Source organism: Flexivirga sp. B27 (assembly GCF_052905685.1).
In genome coordinates, this window is sequence record NZ_JBPYUM010000001.1 from 973,380 (window position 1) to 996,568 (window position 23,189).

Annotated in this window: 25 protein-coding genes; 10 read left to right on the forward strand and 15 right to left on the reverse strand. The window is 68.6% G+C overall.

Annotated elements, in window-relative coordinates:
• Window positions 1-34: 34 nt before the first annotated feature.
• Both hflX and ACSZL9_RS04455 read right to left on the reverse strand, forming a co-directional pair.
• On the reverse strand, window positions 35-1,513 hold the full coding sequence (hflX, locus tag ACSZL9_RS04450; protein WP_446664265.1) for a GTPase HflX: 1,479 nt from the start codon (window positions 1,511-1,513) through the stop codon (window positions 35-37).
• Between the two features lie 86 nt (window positions 1,514-1,599).
• A complete protein-coding gene (locus ACSZL9_RS04455) occupies window positions 1,600-2,631 on the reverse strand; it encodes an RNA polymerase subunit sigma-70 (protein WP_446664266.1) in 1,032 nt (343 codons plus the stop codon).
• A 97-nt stretch (window positions 2,632-2,728) separates the two neighbouring features.
• Between ACSZL9_RS04455 and ACSZL9_RS04460 the strand changes: the two genes are divergently transcribed.
• Entirely contained in the window at window positions 2,729-3,343 is a 615-nt protein-coding gene (locus ACSZL9_RS04460) for a class I SAM-dependent methyltransferase (protein ID WP_446664267.1), read from the forward strand.
• A gap of 2 nt (window positions 3,344-3,345) precedes the next feature.
• Here ACSZL9_RS04460 and dapF read toward each other — a convergent pair whose 3' ends face one another.
• Together dapF and miaA are read right to left on the reverse strand one after the other, a co-directional pair.
• On the reverse strand, window positions 3,346-4,209 hold the full coding sequence (gene dapF, locus ACSZL9_RS04465) for a diaminopimelate epimerase (protein ID WP_446664268.1): 864 nt from the start codon (window positions 4,207-4,209) through the stop codon (window positions 3,346-3,348).
• Window positions 4,210-4,252: 43 nt separating this feature from the next.
• Window positions 4,253-5,182 (reverse strand): tRNA (adenosine(37)-N6)-dimethylallyltransferase MiaA, encoded by a 930-nt coding sequence (miaA, locus tag ACSZL9_RS04470; protein ID WP_446664269.1) that lies wholly within the window; start codon window positions 5,180-5,182, stop codon window positions 4,253-4,255.
• 65 nt (window positions 5,183-5,247) lie between these two features.
• Here miaA and ACSZL9_RS04475 point away from each other — a divergent pair, with 65 nt between their 5' ends.
• The 5 genes from ACSZL9_RS04475 (at window position 5,248) to ACSZL9_RS04495 (ending at window position 8,239) form a co-directional block, all read left to right on the forward strand.
• Window positions 5,248-6,219, forward strand: coding sequence for an acyltransferase domain-containing protein (locus ACSZL9_RS04475; protein ID WP_446664270.1), 972 nt, complete (start codon window positions 5,248-5,250; stop codon window positions 6,217-6,219).
• 24 nt (window positions 6,220-6,243) lie between these two features.
• On the forward strand, window positions 6,244-6,375 hold the full coding sequence (locus ACSZL9_RS04480; protein WP_446664271.1) for a hypothetical protein: 132 nt from the start codon (window positions 6,244-6,246) through the stop codon (window positions 6,373-6,375).
• A 122-nt stretch (window positions 6,376-6,497) separates the two neighbouring features.
• Window positions 6,498-6,782 (forward strand): hypothetical protein, encoded by a 285-nt coding sequence (locus tag ACSZL9_RS04485; RefSeq protein WP_446664272.1) that lies wholly within the window; start codon window positions 6,498-6,500, stop codon window positions 6,780-6,782.
• 53 nt (window positions 6,783-6,835) lie between these two features.
• The gene (locus ACSZL9_RS04490) at window positions 6,836-6,997 is read left to right on the forward strand and encodes a hypothetical protein (protein WP_446664273.1); all 162 of its coding nucleotides are present in this window, start codon (window positions 6,836-6,838) and stop codon (window positions 6,995-6,997) included.
• Between the two features lie 72 nt (window positions 6,998-7,069).
• A complete protein-coding gene (locus ACSZL9_RS04495) occupies window positions 7,070-8,239 on the forward strand; it encodes an RtcB family protein (protein ID WP_446664274.1) in 1,170 nt (389 codons plus the stop codon).
• Between the two features lie 26 nt (window positions 8,240-8,265).
• Here ACSZL9_RS04495 and trpS read toward each other — a convergent pair whose 3' ends face one another.
• Both trpS and ACSZL9_RS04505 read right to left on the reverse strand, forming a co-directional pair.
• A complete protein-coding gene (trpS, locus tag ACSZL9_RS04500; protein WP_446664275.1) occupies window positions 8,266-9,390 on the reverse strand; it encodes a tryptophan--tRNA ligase in 1,125 nt (374 codons plus the stop codon).
• A 153-nt stretch (window positions 9,391-9,543) separates the two neighbouring features.
• On the reverse strand, window positions 9,544-10,767 hold the full coding sequence (locus tag ACSZL9_RS04505) for an MFS transporter (protein WP_446664276.1): 1,224 nt from the start codon (window positions 10,765-10,767) through the stop codon (window positions 9,544-9,546).
• Between the two features lie 83 nt (window positions 10,768-10,850).
• Here ACSZL9_RS04505 and ACSZL9_RS04510 point away from each other — a divergent pair, with 83 nt between their 5' ends.
• From ACSZL9_RS04510 to ACSZL9_RS04520, 3 genes are all read left to right on the forward strand, one after another.
• Window positions 10,851-11,720: a LysR family transcriptional regulator gene (locus ACSZL9_RS04510; protein ID WP_446664277.1), complete on the forward strand. Its 870-nt coding sequence runs from the start codon at window positions 10,851-10,853 to the stop codon at window positions 11,718-11,720.
• Window positions 11,721-11,799: 79 nt separating this feature from the next.
• The gene (locus tag ACSZL9_RS04515; protein ID WP_446664278.1) at window positions 11,800-12,414 is read left to right on the forward strand and encodes an ArsR/SmtB family transcription factor; all 615 of its coding nucleotides are present in this window, start codon (window positions 11,800-11,802) and stop codon (window positions 12,412-12,414) included.
• Window positions 12,386-13,660 carry an MFS transporter gene (locus ACSZL9_RS04520; RefSeq protein WP_446664279.1) on the forward strand — a complete coding sequence of 425 codons (1,275 nt, stop codon included), beginning with the start codon at window positions 12,386-12,388 and terminating at the stop codon, window positions 13,658-13,660. Before ACSZL9_RS04515 ends, ACSZL9_RS04520 begins: the two co-directional genes overlap by 29 nt.
• 1 nt (window position 13,661) lies before the next feature.
• Here ACSZL9_RS04520 and miaB read toward each other — a convergent pair whose 3' ends face one another.
• The gene (gene miaB / locus ACSZL9_RS04525; protein WP_446664280.1) at window positions 13,662-15,191 is read right to left on the reverse strand and encodes a tRNA (N6-isopentenyl adenosine(37)-C2)-methylthiotransferase MiaB; all 1,530 of its coding nucleotides are present in this window, start codon (window positions 15,189-15,191) and stop codon (window positions 13,662-13,664) included.
• Between the two features lie 61 nt (window positions 15,192-15,252).
• A complete protein-coding gene (locus ACSZL9_RS04530; protein ID WP_446664281.1) occupies window positions 15,253-15,873 on the reverse strand; it encodes a hypothetical protein in 621 nt (206 codons plus the stop codon).
• A 117-nt stretch (window positions 15,874-15,990) separates the two neighbouring features.
• On the opposite strand from ACSZL9_RS04530, the gene ACSZL9_RS04535 reads away from it, so the two are divergent.
• On the forward strand, window positions 15,991-17,004 hold the full coding sequence (locus tag ACSZL9_RS04535) for a glycerophosphodiester phosphodiesterase (protein ID WP_446664282.1): 1,014 nt from the start codon (window positions 15,991-15,993) through the stop codon (window positions 17,002-17,004).
• 28 nt (window positions 17,005-17,032) lie between these two features.
• On the opposite strand, the gene ACSZL9_RS04540 is transcribed toward ACSZL9_RS04535, so the two are convergent.
• The 7 genes from ACSZL9_RS04540 to recA form a co-directional block, all read right to left on the reverse strand.
• Entirely contained in the window at window positions 17,033-17,506 is a 474-nt protein-coding gene (locus ACSZL9_RS04540) for a hypothetical protein (RefSeq protein ID WP_446664283.1), read from the reverse strand.
• Window positions 17,507-17,583: 77 nt separating this feature from the next.
• On the reverse strand, window positions 17,584-18,225 hold the full coding sequence (locus ACSZL9_RS04545; RefSeq protein ID WP_446664284.1) for a hypothetical protein: 642 nt from the start codon (window positions 18,223-18,225) through the stop codon (window positions 17,584-17,586).
• Window positions 18,226-18,282: 57 nt separating this feature from the next.
• Window positions 18,283-19,674: an FAD-binding oxidoreductase gene (locus ACSZL9_RS04550; protein ID WP_446664285.1), complete on the reverse strand. Its 1,392-nt coding sequence runs from the start codon at window positions 19,672-19,674 to the stop codon at window positions 18,283-18,285.
• A 32-nt stretch (window positions 19,675-19,706) separates the two neighbouring features.
• Window positions 19,707-20,312, reverse strand: coding sequence for a LysE family translocator (locus ACSZL9_RS04555; protein WP_446664286.1), 606 nt, complete (start codon window positions 20,310-20,312; stop codon window positions 19,707-19,709).
• A 5-nt stretch (window positions 20,313-20,317) separates the two neighbouring features.
• Window positions 20,318-20,872 (reverse strand): helix-turn-helix domain-containing protein, encoded by a 555-nt coding sequence (locus tag ACSZL9_RS04560; protein WP_446664287.1) that lies wholly within the window; start codon window positions 20,870-20,872, stop codon window positions 20,318-20,320.
• Window positions 20,873-20,967: 95 nt separating this feature from the next.
• A complete protein-coding gene (locus ACSZL9_RS04565) occupies window positions 20,968-21,705 on the reverse strand; it encodes a regulatory protein RecX (RefSeq protein ID WP_446664288.1) in 738 nt (245 codons plus the stop codon).
• Between the two features lie 132 nt (window positions 21,706-21,837).
• A complete protein-coding gene (gene recA / locus ACSZL9_RS04570) occupies window positions 21,838-23,148 on the reverse strand; it encodes a recombinase RecA (protein WP_446664289.1) in 1,311 nt (436 codons plus the stop codon).
• Window positions 23,149-23,189: the final 41 nt, after the last annotated feature.

The following is a 23,189-nucleotide window of genomic DNA, read 5'->3' on the forward strand; positions in this document are numbered from 1 at the left end:
CGATGGTGCCAGCCGGCTCTGAACGTGGGGTGATCTAGACAGCGAAGTCGGCGAGCTCCGCCTGCATCGTCGGGGTGACCTTGGCGTGCACGTGAGTGCCCTCGCCGGTGTGCTCACTGGACAGCACCTCACCGTCGTCGTGAATGCGCGACAACAGGTCACCGCGGTCGTAGGGCAGCAGCAGCTCCATCCGGATCTCCGGACGTGGCAGCTCGTCGGCCACCACCGCTGCCAGATCGTCGAATCCCGCACCGGTCCGGGCGGATACGGCGATCGCGTGCTTCTCAGCGCGCAGGATCCGGTCGATCACCTCGGGGTCGGCGACGTCGGCCTTGTTGACGACGATGACCTCCTTGACGTCATGCGCACCGACGTCGGCCAGCACCGAACGCACCGCGGTGATCTGCGACTCGGGGTCGGGGTGCGAGCCGTCGACCACGTGCAGCACGAGGTCCGCGTCGGCCACTTCCTCCAGCGTCGAGCGGAAGGCCTCGACCAGCTGGTGCGGCAGCTCGCGCACGAAACCCACGGTGTCGACCAGCGTGTAGCCGCGGCCGTCGGTCGTCTCGGCGCGACGGACCGTCGGGTCCAGGGTGGCGAAGAGTTGGTTCTGGACCAGCACGCCGGCACCGGTCAGCCGGTTGAGGATCGAGGACTTGCCGGCGTTGGTGTAGCCGGCGATCGCGACAGACGGCACGTGACCCGCGCGACGCGAGCCGCGCTTGGTGTCGCGCATCGTCTTCATGCCCTTGAGCTCGCGACGCAGCTTGGCGATGCGGGTGTTGATGCGGCGACGGTCCAGCTCGATCTTGGTCTCACCGGGACCACGCGAGCCCATGCCCTGACCACCGGCGGCCTGACCACCGGCCTGACGGGACATCGACTCACCCCAACCACGCAGCCGCGGCAGCAGGTACTGCAGCTGGGCGAGCTCGACCTGCGCCTTGCCCTCCTTGGACTTGGCGTGCTGGGCGAAGATGTCCAGGATCAGCGCGGTGCGGTCGATGACCTTGACCTTGACGACATCCTCCAGGCCACGGCGCTGGCTCGGTGTCAGCTCGGTGTCGGCGATGACGGTGTCGGCGCCCTCCTCGATGACGATGTCGCGCAGCTGCGCGGCCTTGCCGGAACCCATCCAGGTGCCAGGGTCCGGCTTCATCCGGCGCTGCAGCACCCCGGCGAGGACGGTCGACCCGGCGGTCTCGGCGAGCGCGGACAGCTCGCGCAGGGAGTGCTCGGCCTCCTGTGCGGTGCCTTCACCCCAGACACCGGCCAGCACGACACGCTCCAGGCGCAGCTGGCGGTATTCGACCTCGGTGACGTCCTCGAGCTCGGTGGACAGACCGGCCACGCGGCGGAGGGCGGCGCGGTCCTCACGGTCGAACTGGTCACCGTCATAGGACTCGTAGGACTCTCCGACGAGGAAGCCGTCGGCGTCATACCGCGGGTCTCGGTCGAGGCCGTCGGCCAGCGCCTCGGCGCGGCCGTCGAGCACGTGTGAACGGGCGGTCATCGCGCCTCCATCGGTCTTGCGTTCGGTCATGTTCCCCTTGAATTTCCTGTTGAGCGTTTCAGAGCACAACGCCGGAAGCGAATGGTTTATTGCCCGCACTCACTGTAGGCGCCCGGGGTGCCGTCGCCGTTCAGCGCTGGCGGCAGTCCGAGGCCACCGAAGACCTCAGGGCCGAACGTCACGACGTCGTCCACCAGCTCGTCGACGATCCGCAGCACGTCGAGCGCCATCGGTCGGAACGCAGGCTCCCCCGCCGTGCGCAGATAGACCGCCACCGCCGGCTGGCGGTTCGCCGTCGTCGCGACGCATCTGAAGTCGCCGGGCTCGTTGTCCGCGAGTCCCTCCTGCCAGCAGGCGAGGACGGCACTGCGGCCGACCCAGGTGCCGGGCTGCGGCGGCATCGAGAAACGCACCTCTTCGCGCAGCAGCGAGCCCAGCTGCTCGAAGTCGAGCGCCTCCTGCGCTGCCATGTAGGACTGCACCAGAGCACGCTCCTCGGAGCCGATGTCCCGGGTCCGCGGCCGCCGCCAGTCGAGCCGTGCGTCGGACAGCCGTTGCCGCATGGTGTCGCGTGCCCGCTGCAACGCGCTGTTGGCCGACGCGACGGTGAGGTCGAGTGCCTGCGCCGTCTGATTCGCGGTCCAGCCGAGCACGTCACGCAGGATCAGCGCCGCCCGCTCGCGTGGCGAGAGGTGCTGCACGGCCACGATGAACGCGAGCTCGATCGTTTCCCGCGCCACGGCCGTGTCCTGCGGATCGTCCGGGAACGGTTGCAGGTACAGCACTTCGGTGTCCTGGTCGTCCGGCCCGACGGGCAGCGGAGTCCGGTCGCGTCGCTTCTCGAGATGGTCGAGGCAGGCGTTGGTCGCGATGCGGTAGAGCCAGGCACGCAACGCGGCCCGTCCCTCGAAGCTCGCACGCTTGTCCCAGGCGCGCAGGAAGGTCTCCTGGGTCAGGTCCTGCGCGTCCTCGTAGGACGCGAGCATCCGGTAGCAGTGCACCTGCAACTCCCGGCGATAACGCTCGGTGAACATCGCGAATCCCGCGGTGTCACCGCTACGGGCGACTGCCAGGAATTCCTGCTCGTCGGCTCCGACGGGAGCGGTTCCGGTTGCCATGATCATCATCCTTGTCGTTCGGGTGTATGCCGTACAGAAGTCATGACGGGCGGTCGGCGGAAAACTCATCGTGACGGTGTGGGTAGCCTCGGGCCCGATGACCGGGACAGGCGACCACTACTTCACCGCGCAACCCGCGAGCGCGGCAGAGCGACGCACCATCAACGTGCCGCTCGCCGGTATGACGCGCGCGGTGCAGGTGGCCCCGGGAGTCTTCTCCGCGGAGCGGCTCGACCAGGGCACCCGCGTGCTGCTGGAGCATGCGCCGGAGCCGCCGGTGACCGGGACGTTCCTGGACCTGGGTTGCGGGTGGGGGCCGATCGCGCTCAGTCTCGGGCTGCTCTCCCCGGACGCGACGGTGTGGGGGGTTGACGTCAACGAGCGAGCGCTCGACCTGGCGCGCGACAACGCCACCTCGCTCGGTCTGACCGACGTGCGTGTCGGACTCGCCGACGACGTGCCCGACGACGTGCGCTTCGACCTGATCTGGTCCAACCCGCCGATCCGGGTGGGCAAGGGCGTGCTGCACGAGTTGTTGCTGACCTGGCTGCCGCGCCTGACCGACGACGGCGAGGCCTACCTGGTGGTACAGCGCAACCTCGGGTCGGACTCGCTGCAGCGTTGGCTGATCGACCAGGGCTTCCCGGCCGAACGCTTCACCAGCGTCAAGGGCTTCCGGATCCTGCACGTCCGGCCGCGATCCACTGACTGACGTCAGTGCGGGAGGTCGACCGTCCCGGCGGCGACGATCTCGGCCGGACCGGACAACAGCACCCGGTCGCCGTCGATGCGGACACCCAGGCGGCCGCCGGGCACGTCGACGCGCCACTGCAATTGATCCAGCAGGTGCCCGGCCCACCACCAGGTCGCGACGGCCGCCGCCGCTGCACCGGTGCCACAGCTGCGGGTCTCGCCGACGCCGCGCTCGTGCACACGCATCGCGATGTGTCCCGGCTCCACCGCGCGGACGAACTCCACGTTGGTGCCGTGCTCCGGCACCGGGTCGACACGTGGCTGGTGGGTCAGATCCAGTGTGGCCAGGTCGAATTCGGGCGGCATGGCGACCACGGTGTGCGGGTTGCCCATGTCGATGCTCAACGCCGGCAGCGGGTCCGGTGCGCCGACGACCTGCACGACGCTGTCCGAGCCGTGCTCCTCCGCCTCGGCGTCGCGCGCCAGCCGCCATCGGCCCAGGTCGACCTCGAAGCCGCCGGTCACCACACGCATCCGCTTGACGCCGGCCCGGGTCGCGATGTCGAACTCGGTGCCCTGCTCGAGTCCGTTGTCCAGGAGGTACTTGGCGAAGACACGGGTGCCGTTGCCGCACATCTCGCCGACCGAGCCGTCCTGGTTGCGGTAGTCCATGAACCAGTGGGCGGCACCGGCCCCGGCACGGATCTCGTCCGGTGCGTGCTCCACCGGGGTCACCCGGATCACACCGTCACCACCGACACCGGCGCGCCGGTCGGCGAGGAACGCGACGTCGTCCGCGCTGAGCTCCGGCGTGCCGTCGAGCGCGGGCACGAGCACGAAGTCGTTCTGCGTGCCGTGGCCCTTGACGAAACTGATGGTCCTCACCCGTCCATCCAAGACCATCCGGCGGTGCGGCGTCATCCCGATGTCAGTGCCTGGACCCGTCGGCCGCGGTCCGCACGATGTCGAGCGCCCGGGCCGGCAGGTCCGGCGCGTCATACGGCAACCAGTGGATGCGTGGGTCGGAACCGAACCAGGAGCGCTGACGGCGCGCGAATTTCCTTGTCAACATGATGGTTTCCGCTTGTGCTGCGGCCTCGTCGAGGGCACCGTCCAGCTGCTGCAGAGCCTGTGCGTAACCAATGGCCCGGCTCGCGGTGCGCCCGTCGCGCAGCCCGTGCCGGTCCAGCTCGCGGACTTCGTCCAGCAGGCCCGTGCACCACATCCGCTGCACCCGGGTGACGACCCGGTCGGACAACGTCTGCCGGTCGATCTGCAGGCCGAGCAGCACTGTGGGGTCGACGAATTCGCGCTTCGGCATGGTTGCGCTGAACGGCTCGCCGGTGAGCTCGATGACCTCGAGGGCGCGCACGACGCGACGGCCGTTGGCAGGGTGGATCTGCTGCGCCGCCTCGGGATCCGCGGACGCCAGCTGCGCGTGCAGTGCGTGCGAACCGGAGGTGTCCAGTCGCTCCTCCCACTGCGCGCGCACTTCCGGATCGGTCGGCGGGATGCGCAGGTCGTCCAACGCGGCCCGCACGTAGAGACCGCTGCCTCCGACCATGATCGGCACTCTCCCCCGGGAGCGGATGCCGGCGATGACATCCCGCGCATCCCGTTGGTATGCCGCAACGGTCGCCTCGTCACGCACGTCCAGCACGTCGAGCAGGCGGTGCGGAACTCCCGCTCGCTCCTCGACGGTCAGCTTCGCGGTGCCGATGTCCATGCCGCGGTAGAGCTGGGACGCGTCGGCGTTGACGACCTCTCCGTCGAGCGCCTGCGCGAGCGCCACACCGAGGTCCGACTTGCCGGTCGCGGTCTGACCGACGACGGCGATGATCGGGAGGGTGTCCGGCATACCGGCCAGTGTCCCAAAATGCCGAGCACCGTTGGCCGCCTGTCCGCCCTCCCTACGATGATCCGGTGACCCCGCCGACCACCAACATGCCCACAAATGACCAGGTCCGCGCCCGCATCAGCGGCTCGGCGCTGCAGCGCGCGTTCGACTACTTCGCGGTGCAGGAGCCGGACCGGACTGACTTCCGGGCGGCTGCGCAGCGCATCCACGACGACGCCGACATGTGCGCCCAGGTGGCGGAGATCGTGGCGCGGTTGTGGGACGGCATGGGCCGGCTGCTGGCGTGGAAGCAACCCGAGCTGCCGGCTGCGTTCGACCCGCAGGACCGGGCCGCACAGGTCGAGGCGCGCTTCTTCTATCCGGTCGCCTTCGCCGCGACGCTGCCGGACACGCTGGCCTTCCACCGGACCCGCGCGATCCCGGACAGCGCCTCCCGGGCGATCCTCGCCGACGTCGGGCGGCATCTGCGGGTCTTCGAACGCACCTTCGGGCGCACCGGACTGCACGTGCAGGACTGGTTCTCGCTGCATTTCCGCGGACTGATCTACGACTTCGGCCGGCTGCAGGCGAACCTGGAGCGGCTCGACGCTCCGGCCGACCAATTGCGCGCTGCGGAGGCGCCGGTCGTCACCGGCTCGGTCGTCGCCGGCGTGCACATCCCGGACAGCGGTCCGCTGCGACCGGACGCGGTGGACGCAGCGCTGGCCGGCATCCGCCCGTTCTTCGCCCGGCACTTCCCCGAGCTGCCGGCGATCTCCACAGCTCACTGCATGAGCTGGTTGCTGGACGAGCAACTCATCGACATGGTGCCGGGCAGCAACATCGCCCGCTTCTGCGCGCGCTGGCGGCCGATCGGCCCTGCCACGGACGGGGACGCGTCGGTGCGGGACTTCGTCTTCCGTCGCCCGTATGCCGACCCGGCCGACCTCACCGCATCCAGCCGCCTGGAGCGGGCCATCCTGGCGCATTGGCAGGCAGGCGGGCACATGCGCAGCCGATCCGGATGGCTCAAACTCCCCGGAGCTGTTCCTTCCTGACACGGAGTGCGGGATGGTGGAGACATGAATACCGAGAGCGACGACTACGACCGCGCCGAAGAGGAAGTCGCGACCGAGGAGGGCATGCCGCTGCTCCCCCACCGCGACGACTGGAACGAGCCGATTGAAGACGACAGCGAGGACGGCGAGGACTGATCTCCTCCCGCCGCCTCAGCGCACCCGTGCCACAGCGCGGGTGCGCTCCTTGACCTTCAGCCAGCCTGAAGGTCCACACTCAGCTGTATGACGACAACCGCGCACCGCAGACCGACTCGCGCATGAGCGTCCTCGTGCACTTCTGCCGGGCGTGTGGCCACCAACAGGCCTGGCATGCACCGCGCTGCGCCGGCTACACCTCGTGCCGGTGCTGCCGCGACGACCAGTGTGATCCTGCCGAACCCGTTGTGCTGCAGACGTTCTCGTTCCCCGGCTGGCAGCCCGAGCCGCTGCTCCCGCCCGGCACGGTGCGCAACGCGCGGTCCATGCACGCCAGCGACGCATGCGCATGCGCAGCTTGCGTAACGGCATACGCCCGCCTGACCGGTATCGCCGAATCCGCCTGATCCGACTGCTAATTCGGTTGCTCACACCCTTCCGCGTCCGCCATCCTGTGCGCATGACTTCCTACACCGCATCGACCCACGTCACCGTCCCGGTGCGTGCCGCGGCTGCTGCGCTCGGCACGCAATTCCTGCTGCCCTTGTGCCTGAAGCGCGAAGTCACCGGGCGACCCGAGTGCACCCTGGGCGACCCTCGCCTGCAGGAGAACAGCGCCTGACCGACACCCGCACCATCACGGCGTCGGTCCCTGACCGACGCCATATTTTTATGACTTGCAAAGGAATTCATCATGGAGAAGATCAACGACAGGCTCGTCAACTGGGCCTCACTGCTCGAGGACAACACGAGACAGCAGGCGGAGGTGACGGCGACGATGCCGTTCATCCACCCGCATCTCGCGCTGATGCCGGATGCGCATCTCGGCCTGGGCGCGACCGTCGGCTCGGTCATTCCGACGCTCCGGGCCATCATCCCGGCGGCCGTCGGCGTCGACATCGGCTGCGGCATGATCGCCGTGCGGACGCAGTTCAGCGCCGGCGACCTGCCGGAGGACCGGTCCGTGGTCCGGCACAGCATCGAACGGTCCATCCCGCTGTCCGCGGGCGGCTACAACCGGCGGATCACGCGCGAGCACACGCAGACTCGGCTCGACGAGTTGTCCGCGATGGCGCAGGACGCCGGCTTCGACCCAGCGTCATACGCCAAGAAATGGGACGTGCAGCTGGGCTCGCTAGGGTCCGGCAACCACTTCATCGAGGTCAGCCTCGACGAGCAGGACCGGGTCTGGCTGTTCCTGCACTCCGGGTCGCGGGGTGTCGGCAACCGGATCGCCCAGCACCACATCAAGGTCGCACGGCAGCTGTGCGAGCAGTGGTGGATCCCGTTGCCGCACAAGGATCTTGCCTACCTGGTGGAGGGCACTGCGGAGTTCGACGCCTACCTCCGGGAGCTGCGGTGGGCGCAGCACTTCGCGTTGCTCAACCGGGAGGAGATGATGGACCGGGTCGTGCACGATGTGTCGCACTGGGTCGGTGTGGACGTGATGGAGCAGGAGCGGATCAACTGCCACCACAACTACACCGAGAAGGAGCGGCACTTCGGCAAGGACGTGTGGCTGTCCCGGAAGGGCGCGATCAACGCCGAGTCGGGTCGGCCCGGCCTGATCCCGGGGTCGATGGGCACGGCGTCATACGTCGTGGTGGGCAAGGGCAACCCGGTCGCGCTGAACTCCTCACCGCACGGTGCCGGCCGGGCCTACTCGCGGTCGGCGGCCCGGAAGGCGTTCACCAGTGACCAGCTGCGGGCGGCGATGGAGGGCATCGAATACCGCGACACCGATGCGTTCTTGGACGAGATCCCGCAGGCGTACAAGGACATCGACGTGGTCATGGCCGATGCTGCCGACCTCGTCGAGGTCCGGCACACCCTGCGGCAGATCGTCAACGTCAAGGGCGACTGAGGGTCGACGTCACCGTTGACGCTCGGTCAGTAGTGCAGACCGAGCCGGTCGTGCACGTCGTCCAGCGTGCGGGTCGCGACCTCACGGGCGCGCGCATTGCCTTCTCGCAGCACGCTTTCCAGGTATGCCGGGTCCGCGGCCAGCGCTGCCCGACGCTCGCGGTGCGGCGCGAGTCCGTCGTTGACCGCGGCCGTCAGCTCACGTTTGAGGACCGCCGCTCCCCCGTCCCCGATGCGCGCGGCGACGGCCTCCGGGGCTTCGCCCGTGAAGAGTCCGACGATGCGCAGCATGCTCGCGACCTCCGGCCGGCGGTCCGGCTCGAAGGTGATGCGCCGCTCGGAGTCGGTGCGCGCCTTGCGGATTCGTGCCGCGGTCTCGTCGGCCGTCATACCGAGGGAGATGCCGTTGCCCCGGCTCGTCGACATCTTCTTGCCGTCCAGGCCGGGCACCACCGGCAGCTCGGTCAGCAACGCGTCGGGAGCTCGGAAGTACTGCTCCCCCGCGGCATACCGCTGGTTGAAGCGACGCGCGATCGCGCGCGTCTGCTCGACGTGCGGCAGCTGGTCGCGGCCGACCGGCACGACGGTGCCGTGCACCGACAGGATGTCGGCCGCCTGGTGCACCGGGTACGTGAGCAACAGACCGGACAGCGGGCGCCCGTCGGTCGCGGCGAGCTCATCCTTCACCGTCGGGTTGCGCCGCAGCTCCGCATCGCTGACCAGGGAGAGGAACGACAGCGTCAGCTGACCGACCTCCGGCACCGCGGAATGTGCGAAGATCGTCGACCTCTCCGGGTCGATGCCGGACGCCAGGTAATCGGCGAGTTGCCCGAGGGTTGCTGCGCGGACATCGCCGATGCTGTCGCGGTCGGTGATCACCTGGTAGTCGGCCACCAGGATGAAAGTATCGATCCCTTTGTCCTGTATGGCGACTCGCGACTTCAGCGTCGCGAAGAGATGCCCGATGTGCAGCGGGCCGGTCGGCCGGTCGCCGGTGAGCACGCGCAATCGGTCACGCCCGCGCGCCTGCGGGTCGTCGATCAACTCGTGCAAGGTCTGGCTGCGGGCATGGCTCACGGCATACGAGGCATCGGCGTGCAGGGCCGCGTCTTCGGTGGTGTCGGCGCCCTGGGTGGTGTCGGTGACGGTCATGGTCTTGCTCCTTCGGGTCGATGCCCGGCCGGGAGCGCCATACGAAAAAGAGCCGCCCGACCGGGCGGCTCTTGGTGAAACGGGTTACGTCAGCGGGCCGCCGGGGATGGCGGCCACCACGAGGAAGTGCTGACGAGCTGCATGCGATCCACGTTAGCGCATGCTCCTGCGCGCCAGCCGGGCAACCACGACCGCGACGGCGAGACCGACCAGGAGCAGCGCTCCGACATACGCGACGGACGCGTTCCAGCCGCCGGCGGCATAGGCCAGGCCGGAGACGGCGCCGAGCACGGAGCTGCCGACGTAGTAGGCGAAGAGATAGAGCGAGCTGGCCTCCGCTCGGTGCTCGCGAGCAAGCAGGCCGACCCAGCCGCTCGCGGTGGCGTGCGCCGCGAAGAAGCCCGCGGTGAAGCAGAAGACTCCGACCAGCAGCAACGGCAGGTTGTTCGGGAGAGTGAGCAGCAGCCCCACGGCCGACACGACCTCGGCGGTGAGCAACGTCCGTGCGCGGCCGAACCGGTCCGCCAGCCGGCCGGCGAGCGTGGACGAGACGGTGCCGGACAAATACATCAGGAAGACAGACCCGGCTACTGCCTCGGAGAGGTTGAACGGCTCTGCCAGCAAACGGAATCCGAGCATGTTGTAGACGGAGACGAAGCCGCCCATCAGCAGGAACGCCGTCGCGAAGAGTCCGAGCAACGCCGGTGTGCGCAGGTGCTCACCTAGAGCTCGCGAGGTCGTCCGTATGCCGACCGGTTGCGGCTCGAAATGGCGCGACGCCGGCGCGAGCCGCACGAAGACGACGGTGAACCCGAGCGCGACGAGTGCGGCGATCTCCAGTGCCCACCGCCAGGTCGTTGCCTCCAGTGAGAACGACGCGACGAGTCGGCCGGCCAGGCCGCCGATGGTGGTGCCGGCGATGTAGCGGCCCATCGCCGCGCCGAGGTGCCCACGGTGCACCTCCTCGGCGAGATAGGCCATCGCCGTCGCGGGGACCCCTGCGAGTGCGATGCCCTGCAACGCTCGGAGCACGATCAACACGCCCATCGACGGCGACCACGGCAGGATCAGTCCGATGACCGCCGACGCCACCGCCGACACGGTCATCACCCGGGTGCGGCCGAAGCGCTCGGACAGCGCACTCGCCGGGATGATCGCCAGCGCGAGCAGCCCCGTCGTCGCCGAGACGCTCAGCGCGGAGACGGCCGGGCTGACGTTGAACTCGTCTGTCAGTGAAGGGAGCACGGCCTGCGCGCAATACATCGCGACGAAGGTCGTCATCCCCGCGGCGAACAACGCCGTGGTGATGCGCCGGTAGCCGGCATCGCCGCGCCGGTATCCCGCTGCGCGTTGGGTGCAGCCTTCCGTGGTCGTCACACGATCATCGTGGCGCCTCTAATCGTCATACGGAAATGAGTGCTTTTGCCGATATTCATGCATTCACGACATAAGCTCGAGAGATGCGTGATGCCGTGTGGTGGTTCGTCGTGCTCGCCGAGGAGGAGAACATCACGGCAGCCGCCGCTCGACTACAGGTCCCCCAGCCCACGCTGTCCCGGCGCCTCGGCCGGCTCGAACGCCAGCTCGGCACCACCCTTTTCGACCGCATAGGCAAGCGGGTCCAACTCAACGACGCCGGTCGCCTGTATGCCGAGCACCTTCGGCGCGCGCATGCCGAGCTGGCGGCGGGCGAGCTCGCCGTCCGGGAGCTGCAGGCACACGGGCCGCGGGTGGTGCGCCTGGGCTTCCTGCACTCGTTCGGCACCTGGCTGGTCCCCGAGATCATCCGCACGACCCGCGAGACCGACCCTGGTGTCCGTTTCGAGCTCGTGCAGGATGCGGCCGAGACCATCACGGGCAAGGTCGTCTCCGGTGATCTCGATCTGGGCATCGTCTCGCCTCGACCACGCGAGGCACCGGTCAGCTGGCGGCGGCTGCTCCGGCAACAGGTCAACCTCACGGTGCCGTCCACCGACCCGCTCGCCCGGCGTGACTCCGTCGATCTTGCCGAGCTGCGCGAGCGCGAATTTGTGGCGATGGCAACAGGTTTCGGGATGCGTCAGTTGCTCGACGAAGCGTGTGCCTCTGTCGGGTTCGAGCCGAGGATCACCGTGGAGTGTCAGGAGCTCGACACCGTCGCGGGACTTGTCGGAGCCGGGATCGGCATCGCGCTGTTGCCGGACTCCCCCGACCGGCGACTACCTGCGGGTGTGGCGCTCGTCCGGGTCACCGGCGTCGACGCCGCTCGCGAGGTCGGCCTCATCTGGGCTCGCGGTGCCGCGCTGTCCGAGCCGGCCCGCCGAGTGCGCACGTTGGCCACGGAGCAATGACATTGCGGCAGAAGGTTACTGATTGACAAGGCAGCATTGAGAGTGTTCTATCGATACATCACTCTCAATGGAGGTCCCGGTGGCCAATCGCCTGAACGACGTCGAGCTCGACGCACGGGGTGCGCGCGCTCTCGCCCATCCCGTCAGGTTGGCGATCCTCGCCAACCTGCGTGCGGGTGGCCCCTCCACGGCGAGCCGGCTTGCGCCGGATGTCGGAGCGAGTCCGTCCGTCACCAGTTGGCACCTGAGGCATCTGGCCGAGCACGGGCTGGTGGAGGACGATCCCGGTGATCACGGCGGCGGCCGATCCCGGTGGTGGCGAGCCGTCGGATCCGGCTTCCGCTTCCAGGTCGATCCGGAGAACCCGGAGCCCGGTCTCGCACTCAGCGATGCCATCGAGGCATCAGAAGGCGGACTCGTCGAGCGCTGGCGCAGCACACGGTCGTCGTTGGCTCCCGAGTGGCTCGCGGTGTCCGGCCGCTACAACACGCTCATCCACGCGACTCCGGATGAGATCGCGGCGCTCGAGGACGCCATCGAGGAGCTGCTCGCGCCGCTCGCCAGGCGACCGGCGGCCGAGCGGCCTGCCAATGCGGGACCGGTCCGGATCCTGCGATACACGATGCCGGAGGCCGGCGACGATGACCACGGGGACGGACACGAGAATGACCACGACAAGCACGGATCCGACTGACTCCCAACACATTTGGGCCGACCGTGGTTTCGTCACCTACTGGGCCGGCTATGCGGTCTCGGCGGTAGGCGACCAGATTTCGGGTCTCGCGCTGCCTCTCGTGGCAGTGGTGGTGCTCAACGCGTCTGCCGCGCAGGTCAGTGTGCTGACCGCCCTGCTGTGGCTGCCCTACTTCTTCTCATTGTTCGTCGGAACCTGGGTGGACCACCACGGCCGCCAGCAACGGTTGCTCATCGGCGCCGACGTGTGTCGCTGTCTCGGCGCTGCGGCCGTTCCGACGGCCTACGCCTTCGGCGGGTTGAGCCTGGCGATGCTCTACGCATGTGCGATCGTTCTCGGCTCCGGCAGTGTGCTCGGTGGTTGCTCCGGCCAGAGCTTCTTCGTCCGGCTGGTGCCGAGAACGCAGTACGTGCAAGCGCATTCGGCGCTCTCCAGCACGCTTTCCATCGCGGCGCTCGTCGGCCCGGCGATCGCCGGTGTCCTCATCCAGGCGATCGGTGCCGCGGACGTGGTGGTCGTGGATGCTGTCACGTTCCTCGTGTCAGCCGTCGCGATCAGCCGCGTTCGCACCCGCGTCGGTGCCGCCGAAGCGTCCACCGCGCACACGTCCTACGGCCGCCGACTCTGCGAAGGTGTCCGATACCTCTTCCGGCATCGCTACCTGCGCGCAAGCCTCGCGGCCTCGACGGCAATGAATCTCGGCGACTTCACGGCTCGGGGCGTGCTGATCCTCTTCGCAACCCGCAACCTGCACATGTCCCCGGGCAGCATCGGGCTCTCGCTGAGTCTCGGCGCCGTCGGCGGGCTGACGGGCGCGCTCACCGCCGGACGGTTCGGTGCGCTGGTCGGGACCGGGCCCGCCATGGTCGTCGGAGGCGGTTTCACCGTCATCCCGTATGCCGTGCTCGCCCTGGTCCACGGGCCGACAACGGGTTTCGTGTGCCTGGCGGGCGGGGCGCTCGTTGCAGCGTGGTCGGTGATGCAGTTCGACATCAACAACAACTCGGTGCGTGCCACCGTCACCGACGACGCCATGCGAGGACGCGTGGCCGGCGCCTACTCGATGATCAATTACGGCTCGCGACCGGTCGGCGCAGTCATCGGCGGTCTCATCGCGACAGCGATCGACATACGGGCCGCGTTCGTCGTCGCCGGACTGCTAGGGGTCGTCTCGATCGTGCTCATGATGCGTTCACCGATGGTGCACGTCAGGTCGGTCGAGTCCGCTGCTGCGGCGGTCGAATAGCTCAGTTGCAGCCGCAGCCCTCTGCGACGGGCTGCGTCGCCGGAGCGCCGATGCTCGGCATACCGAGCGACACCGCGGGTTTGCGGGTGGCACCGTCGGCGGCCTGGTCCTGCAACCCCGCCCAGGCGTCGCCGCCGCGGGTGCGGCGCACCGACCATGCGCCGCCTTCGACGGCCGAGTCTGCGACCAGGTGGTGCGGCGCGGCATAGGTGACACCGACGGTGACGAAGTCGCCCGGACGCGGGCGCTCGGCGCCCTCCGGCACGGCGAAGTGCACCAGCCGGTTGTCGCGCGCACGGCCGGACATGCGGTGGGTCTCGGCGTCCTTGCGGCCCTCGCCGGGTGACACGAGCACCTCGACCTCGCGGCCCTCGAGCTCGCGGTTGCCCGCCCAGGAGACTTCCTCCTGCAGCTCGATGAGCCGGTCGAAACGCTCCTGCACCACGGCTTTCGGGAGCTGGTCGGGCAGGTCGGCGGCCGGCGTGCCCGGTCGGATGGAGTATTGGAAGGTGAACGCCGACGAGAAACGCGACTCGCGCACGACCCGCAGCGTCTCGGCGAAGTCCTCCTCGGTCTCGCCCGGGAAGCCGACGATGATGTCGGTCGTGATCGCAGCGTCGGGCATCTTCTCCCGCACGCGGTCGAGGATGCCGAGGAACTTCGCCGACCGGTAGGACCGGCGCATAGCCTTCAGCACCCGGTCCGAGCCGGACTGCAATGGCATGTGCAGCGACGGCATGACGTTGGGTGTCTCGGCCATCGCATCGATCACGTCGTCGGTGAACGCCGCCGGGTGCGGTGAGGTGAAGCGCACGCGCTCCAGCCCCTCGATGTCACCGCACGCGCGCAGCAGCTTGCCGAACGCGAGGCGATCACCGAACTCCACGCCGTAGGTGTTGACGTTCTGGCCCAGCAGGGTGATCTCGACGACGCCCTGCTCGACCAGCGCCCGGATCTCGGCGAGCACATCGCCCGGCCGGCGGTCCTTCTCCTTGCCGCGCAGCGACGGCACGATGCAGAACGTGCAGGTGTTGTTGCAGCCGACCGAGATCGAGACCCAGCCGCTGTATGCCGAGTCGCGTCGCGTCGGCAGGGTCGACGGGAAGGTCTCCAGCGACTCCTTGATCTCGACCTGCGCCTCGGCGTTGTGCCGTGCACGCTCCAGCAGGACGGGCAACGAGCCGACGTTGTGAGTGCCGAAAACGACGTCCACCCAGGGCGCCCGCTGGACGATGTCGCCCTGGTCCTTCTGCGCCAAGCAGCCGCCGACCGCGATCTGCATGCCGGGGTTGGCGTCCTTGGCGGGGCGCAGCTGACCGAGCTGGCCGTAGAGCTTGCCGGCGGCATTCTCGCGCACCGCGCAGGTGTTGAAGACCACGACGTCCGGGTGCTCCGGCCGCTCACCGAAGGCGACGGCCGCCCGGTCGACATACCCGGCGGTCTCCAGCAGACCGGCGATCCGCTCCGAGTCGTGGACGTTCATCTGGCACCCGTGGGTGCGCACTTCATAGGTCTTCAGATCACCAGTCATGACCGTCCCAGGGTACGGGGTCCCGCCGACCCGGCCGGAATCGCAGGTGCCGCCCGCGGCGTCAGGACCCCGGTGGCCGCAGGTATGGCGAGCCACCCGCGTATGGCGCCGGCCGCGCCGCCGGCCCCTTGGGACGCTTCGCACGCTGCGGCATGCGCCACGCCATCAACCCGAGACACAGACTGCATCCGACGACCACGACGAGTGCGAACCTCATGATTTCGGACAGGGCCGGCCTGTCGCGGCACAGCTCAGCGATCGCCAGCGTCCCGGCGATCGCGGTCACCGGGAACGACGCCCACAGCATGACCGGCCCCGCCTGATAACCGGCGAACGTCGCGATCGTGCCCACCAGGGCATAGACGACCGCGCAGGCCGCCAGGAAACACACGCCGAACATCAGCAGCTCCAGCATGATCATCCCGTCGGGGTCAGCGCCGGGGTGCGCGTCGTAATACTCCTTGCTCTGCACCCGCACGAGCCAGTGCACGCAGGCCCAGACCGCAGCGGAGAAGACGAGGACGTTCAGCAATTGGCAGACGCCGGCGGCGATCCACCAGTCCCTGCCCGCCGGCCTCTTGTGCGGCTCGTGCTGACCTGTTTGCCAGCCCTGTTGCTGCCACTGGTTTGCCCATTGGCGCACCTCCGGCGATGGTCCGGACCCGGGTGACGGTTGCTGCATGCCGACGAAACTAGCCGACGAACGACCGCAGGATCGGCTGTCCACAACATCGGATCTGCGGCACCCGATCGAGCATTCCGGCCACGCCGGGCCCGCCGCGGGTCTATCTTCGGGCGGATGAGGCTGCGTGTTCTGCTGGCCACCGTCGTGGCGATGCTGATGTCCCTGCTGATGTGCCTGACTCCGGCGAGCGCAACTGCCGCCGGTGCCCGCACTGCACCTGACAATCCCTGGCTGCAACGCCGGGTGATGAACATGGCGCACTCCGGCGGCGAGGACGAGGCGCCGATGAACACCATGTATGCGTTCAAGCGCGCTGTGAACCTCGGGGCCGACGACATCGAGCTCGACGTGCAGTCGACCAAGGACGGGCACGTCGTCGTCATACACAACGCCACGGTGGACCAGACGACTAACGGCCACGGTTACGTCGTCGACAAGACCCTCGGCCAGATCAAGCAGCTCGATGCGGCCTACTGGTTCGTGCCCGGCCACAGTGCGCAGCACGGGCAGCCGGCCGACGCCTACACGCTGCGCGGCGCGCGCCACGGTCACCCGAAGGTGCCGGGCTACCAGAACAAGGACTTCGAGATCCCCACGCTGAAGAACGTCCTGCACCGCTTCCCGAACACCCCGATCAACATCGAGATCAAGGGCACGTCCGACTCGGACGTCGCGTCATACAAGCGCACTGCCCGGCTGCTGGCGCAACTGCTGAACAAGTCGGGGCGCACGGACGTCATCGTGACGTCGTTCAACGACGAGGCGCTCGGCTACTTCCACTCGCTGGCGCCGAAGATCCCGCTCGCGCCGGGACAGAACGAGTTGCTGCAGTATTTCCTCTTCGGGGTGAAGCCGATGGACGGCACGGTCGCGCTTCAGGTGCCGGTCACCTTCTCCGGCATACCGGTGGTGACCAAGTCGTTCGTGGCTCGCGCGCACGCCGACGGATATGCCGTGCACGTGTGGTTCAGCGGCACCGCTCCCGACGACGCGGCGACCTACAACGCGATGCTCGACAGTTGCGTCGACGGGCTGATGCCGGCCAAACCGACTCTGCTGGAGTCGATCCTGGACGCCCGCGGGATCGAGCGGCCGGGTCAGCCCGGCGTCGACCCGTGCGCGAGCTGAGTCCGGCCGACCGGCCACACCGCGATCGTCAGCGGTATGACGCGTGGACTCGCGACGCGTGCACGTGCCGCGACCCCGGCCCACGCTCGGCCCGGAGCAGGGCAACCACGTGCACCGCGAATGCGGCAGCCGGCAGGACCAACAACCAGGCGGGGCGTCCCGCCGTGTGATGCACGACCGCGTAGAAGCCCAGGCCGATCACGACCAACGGGGCGAGCGCGATCCCCGGAGCCGTCGCCTCACCGCGCCGGCAACCCAGCGCCGCCGCGGCCGACATCACCGCTGCGCACACCAGCACCACGGTGAGCCCACCGAAAATCACCATGGCGTATTGCTTCACGCCGATCCCCTCGGCCGGATCACCGGCGAGGTGCAGCAGCGTGATCCCGACGACCACCGCTCCCACGGCGGTGAAGATCGCCGTCCCGGCGGCCACCACCCCTGACACGACGAGCCACCCGTCACCGTTTCGCAGCTGCCCCGTCAACCGTTCCCAACTCATGTCCGTCCCCCAATCGTTCATGGGGGTATGACGTCGGCTGCCGCCGATCGGCTCCGGTCGGCCCCGATCGACTCAGCTCAGCGGCGCTGCGGCTGCGGGAAACGCAGCGCGATCACCGGGCAGACGATCAACGCCAGCGCCGCGAGGAGGCCGACGATCATGCGTCCCGGCTCCCCGAAGGCCAGCCCGAGCCAGATGATCTCCGCCACCCCGAGAACGCCCAGCAGACTGGCCATGATCGCGCCGGATGGCTTGCCGCGCAGGCAATTTCGCCCGCCCCAGAAGCCCAGCACGATCGACACCACCTGCATCACCAGGAAGAGGTAGAACAACCAGGTCGTGTTGCTGAAGAAGTCGTCGGAGATCTGTTCAACGCCCTCCCCGCCGCCTTCGGCCGCCACGAACAGCCCGAACACACCCAGCAGGAACGCGATGGTGCCCAGCACGCTCAGGGCGCTGCCCGCCCCGATGAACGCCAGCACGCCGGCTCCGGTCCACCACCCCTTACCGCGTGCCGGCGGCGGCAGAGGGTGGAAGCCGGGCCGGGGCATCGGGCCGGGTTGTTGCCACTGCTGCCACTGCTGCTGTGGCGGTATGGCGCCCGGATGCGGCTGCAAGGTGTGCGCACCCGGACGGCCGGGCGGGCTCTGTGGCCACGGCGGCGGGGCGGTCTGCTGTGCTGTGGACGGCGGCATCGGCTCGCGTGGCGGTTGACTCATGCGGACGAAGCTAGCGGACCGAGGACCCCGAAAACCGTTGTCCACAGGCACTTCTGGTCAGAACACCTTGCCGGGGTTGAAGATGCCGTGCGGGTCCAGCGCCGCCTTGACGGCGCGCTGCATCGCGACGACCTCGGGACCCAGCTCGCGTGCAGCGCCGGGCATCTTCAGCAGGCCGACGCCGTGCTCACCGGTCACGGTCCCGCCGAGCTTCAGGCATTCGTCGATGATCCGATCGAACGCGGCCTGGGCCCGCTCGCGCTCGTCGTCGTCATCGCGGCCGGCGACCATCAGCGGGTGCAGATTGCCGTCACCGGCGTGCGCGACGCTGGCGATGGTGATGCCGACCTCGGCCGAGATCTGCTCGATGCGGCGCAACATCTCCGGCACGTGCTCCTTGGCGACCACGATGTCCTCGGTGAGCAGCGGGCCCTTGCGCTCCATCGCCGGGTAGGCGAGCCGGCGCGCGGCCATCATCGCGTCGGCCTCCTGGGCGTCGGCGGTCTCGGCGACGAACGTCGCTCCCCCGGCCTCGAACGCGGCCACCATCTCGTGGGCGGCCTGCTCGCCGGCCGCCCCGGGTTCGTCGACCTCGCCGATGACCACGACGTTCGCCTCCGACGCCAGACCCATGCCGGTCATCTCGTCGACCGCCTCGAGGCAGATGCGGTCGACGATCTCCAGCGCGGACGGTGTCAGTCCCCGCGCCGCGACGTCACGCACTGCGACACCCGCGTCGACGATGTTGTCGAAATAGCCGAGCACGGTGCGTCCCGGGTCGGGCAGCGGGCGCAGTTTGACGGTGATCTCGGTGACGATGCCGAGGGTGCCCTCGGATCCGACGAAGAGTCCGGCCAGGTCGAGGCCCGCGACACCCTTCGCGGTGCGACGGCCGAGTCGCACCACCTCACCCGTGCCCGTGACGACCTGTAGGCCGATGACGTAGTCGCGCGTCACGCCATACTTCACGCAGCAGACGCCGCCGGCGTTCGTCGCGACGTTGCCGCCGATCGTCGACCAGGGCGAGCTGGCCGGGTCCGGTGGATACCAAAGCCCTTGTTCCGCAACGGTTTTGCGTAGATCGTCGTTGACGACGCCGGGTTGCACGACAGCGATGCGTTCGAGCGGGTTGACCTCGAGGACGGCATTGAGCTTCTCGAGGCTGACCACGACGGATCCCTCGGTCGCGTTGGCGCCGCCGGACAGCCCGGTGCCTGCACCGCGCGGCACGACCGGGACGCGATGCTTCAGAGCCCAGCGGACGGTCTGCTGCACGTCCTCGACGCTCGTCGCCCGCACCACCGCGAGCGGCGCGGCGTATGGCGCCCACTCGGCCTCGTCGTGCACATAGGACGCGACCATGTCGGCATCGGTCAGCACCCGGGAGGTGCCGAGCAGGTCGATGAGTTCGTCGGTGAGTCCGTTGCTGGGTTCGTCGCTGGCGGCCATGCATTCACGCTAATGCGCACGGAGTTCGTCGGTCAGCGCGGGACGAGGGTCAGTCCGATCACGGTGAACAGTCCGCCCGCAATGCGGTCGATGGTGCGCTGCAGCCGTCGGTATGCCGCCACGACCGGCCGGGATCCGGCACACCAGCTGACGCCGGCGAACCACGCCACGGCCATCGCCAGCATCACGGCCAACACACCGACACGCATCGGCACGCCCACGTGTCGCGGCATCAGAGTGGCGAAGAGAGCACCGAAGAAGACCAGCGCCTTCGGGTTGGCCAGGTTGGTGAACAAGCCCAGTCGCCAGTGCTTTCCGGCCTTCGCGGCCGGCGCGTCGGCGACGCCGGGGGCAGCCTTGCGGGCTGCCCGGAATACGTGGACGCCATACCCGATCAGCAGCACCGCGCCGACACCACGCACCACGAGGTAGAGGTGCTCATAACGGGCCAGCAGCGCGCTGAGGCCGCACATCGCGAGCGTCGCCCAGGAGGCGATGCCGCAGACCACTCCGAAGCCGACCCGTAGGCCTGCGGATCGGCCGTGCGCTGCCGAAGTGCGAAGCACGGCAAGGAAATCCGGGCCAGGGCTGATCACTGCGACCAGCCAGGCGAGCAGGAGAGGGAGAACGGCGAGCATCTGAATCACCCGATCATCGGAGAGGTCATGACGACAGTGATGTCCGCGGGGTCGGACGTCGTGCGGTAGGAGTGCGGCGCGTCCCCGGGGAAGGCGAGCAGGTCCCCCGGCCCGAGCTCGACCAGCGCATCCGTCGGCCCTGCCGAGACTTCGCCCGACGCGACCATCAGGTGCTCGAGCGTGCCGGTGGCGTGCGGGACCCCGTCGTACGTCGTGTCAGCCGGCAGCCGCAGCCGCCAGATCTCGACCTGGTGTCCGCCACTGATCCGACGCAGCATTTCCTGCTGCGGACTGTCGGCGACCGGTGTTGCCCGCACGACCTGAGGACCTGAATCCGCCGCTGGGACAAGTAGATCCGTCAAGGGCACACCAAGTGCGACCGCGACCGAGTCGAGCGTGTCGATCGTGGGATTGGACCGGCCGGACTCGAGTCCGGACAGCGTTGCCTTGGACAGGCCGGCACGTCGGGCAAGCTCGGCCGACGACATGCCGCGTTGCTCGCGCCGGGCACGGATCTGGGCACCTGCGGAGGCCGCGATGCCGGAAAGTGATGACGCCATACGTTCACTATAGCGAACGTTTTGCGTTTTCTACTATCCCGTCGGGTCGGTCTCTGCCCGTCGACTCGCCCGTCGACGACCCAGTGCGGCCGTGATCAGTCGGGCTGATGCTCCGGCGCGTCAGCGATCGCCTCGCGAATGACGCTCCAGGCGATTGATGACGAATAGCCTTTGCGCGCAAGCATTCCCGCGAGTCGGCGGGCCTGCACCGTTGCGTCGAGGCCATGCATCGAGCGCAGCTTCTTGTCGACGAGTGCTCGCGCTCGCTCCCGCTCGTCATCGTCGTCGATGGTGTCCAGCTGCTCGTTGATGACGTCACTGTCGACGCCCTTGCGACGCAGCTCCTGGGCGATCGCGCGCCGCGCGAGGCCTCGGCGTTCCTGCTGCGAGCGGACCAAGGTGGCCGCATAGGCCGCGTCGTCGATCAACCCGGTCTCCTCGAGCCGGTCGAGGACCTCGGCGGCAACCTCGTCCTCACAACCGCGCTCGCGCAGCTTGTCGGCGAGCTGCTTGCGGCTGCGGGGCGCGGCGGTCAGCTGCTTGAGCACGATCGTGCGAGCCACGTCGTGCGGATCGGCGTCGGGGCCACCCTTGTCCGGCGGAGGCTCACGATCATTGCGGGCCTGCCGTGCGGTGCGTCGTCCGAGCGCACTGCCGGCAGGGTGTGAGCCACGACGGGATCGGCCCCGGGCGGCCGCAGGCCGCTCCCGCTCGGTCGCACCATCGGCGTCCGGTCCGGCCTGCGACGAGGAACCGGCCCACGGGCCGACAATCACCTCGGCCGGATCGACGAAGTCCGGTGGTGAATCCGGTGCACTGTCAAAGGGATTCACGATGTCGAAGCCTCCCTCAGCGGACTTGCCCCGTCATACGCACAGGGACACGTCCCGTCATACAAGAAGATTCGTCTCGGCCACCGAACGCCGAACGGAAGCCCACGAGGGAACAGTGGCCGAGACGACGGATCAGAAGTCGACCGCGGTGACGACGGGAGCCTCCTCCTCGGCCGGTTTGTCGGCCTGCGGCCCGACGCCGAGCTTCTCCTTGATCTTCTTCTCCAGCTCGTCGGCCAGGTCGGGGTTGTCCTTGAGGAAGTTGCGCGCGTTTTCCTTGCCCTGGCCGAGCTGGTCGCCCTCGTAGGTGTACCAAGCACCGGCCTTGCGCACGAAGCCCTGCTCGACACCCATGTCGATCAGGCCGCCCTCGCGCGAAATGCCCTGACCGTAGAGGATGTCGAACTCCGCCTGCTTGAACGGCGGGGACACCTTGTTCTTGACGACCTTGACGCGGGTGCGGTTGCCGACCGCGTCGGTGCCGTCCTTCAGCGTCTCGATGCGACGCACGTCCAGGCGGACCGAGGCGTAGAACTTCAGTGCCTTACCACCCGTCGTGGTCTCCGGCGAGCCGAACATCACGCCGATCTTCTCGCGCAGCTGGTTGATGAAGATCGCCGTGGTGCCGGTGCTGTTGAGCGCGCCGGTGATCTTGCGCAACGCCTGCGACATCAGTCGCGCCTGCAGACCGACGTGGCTGTCACCCATCTCGCCCTCGATCTCGGCGCGCGGCACGAGTGCCGCAACGGAGTCGACGACGATGATGTCGAGCGAGCCGGACCGGATCAGCATGTCGGCGATCTCGAGTGCCTGCTCACCGGTGTCGGGCTGGCTGACCAGCAGTGCGTCGGTGTCGACACCGAGCTTCTTGGCGTATTCGGGGTCGAGCGCGTGCTCGGCGTCGATGAAGGCCGCGATGCCGCCGTTGCGCTGCGCGTTGGCGACCGCGTGCAGGGCGACGGTGGTCTTACCGGAGGACTCCGGACCGTAGACCTCGACCACGCGACCGCGCGGCAGCCCGCCGATGCCGAGCGCGACGTCCAGGGCGATGGCGCCGGTGGGGATCACGTCGATCGGCGGCCGGACGTCGTCGCCCAGGCGCATGACCGCGCCCTTGCCGTGAGCCTTCTCGATCTGGGACAGCACGGTGTCGAGAGTCTTGAGCTTGCTGTCACCGGCGCCGGCGGCGCCTGCAGTCTTTGCTGCCATGTGCGGCACTCCTTCAAGAGTTGTAGGTGGGTCGCGTCCACCGGCGACCGTCCGCCACCCGTCAGTGCGAGTCGGGCTTTGGAACGAGTCAGACGCTAGGACCCCGCACCGACAACCCGTGAGTGTGCCGTCCGTGCACTGTGGACAACGGGTCGTCGTTCGAGGACTTGTGGATGAGCCTAGCCCAATTACCCGAACACTCGTACGAAGGTTTGCGGCGTGGCGTGTTGCCATACAGCCGCACAAACTTCGACCGTCGAAGGTTAGGGCGGCGG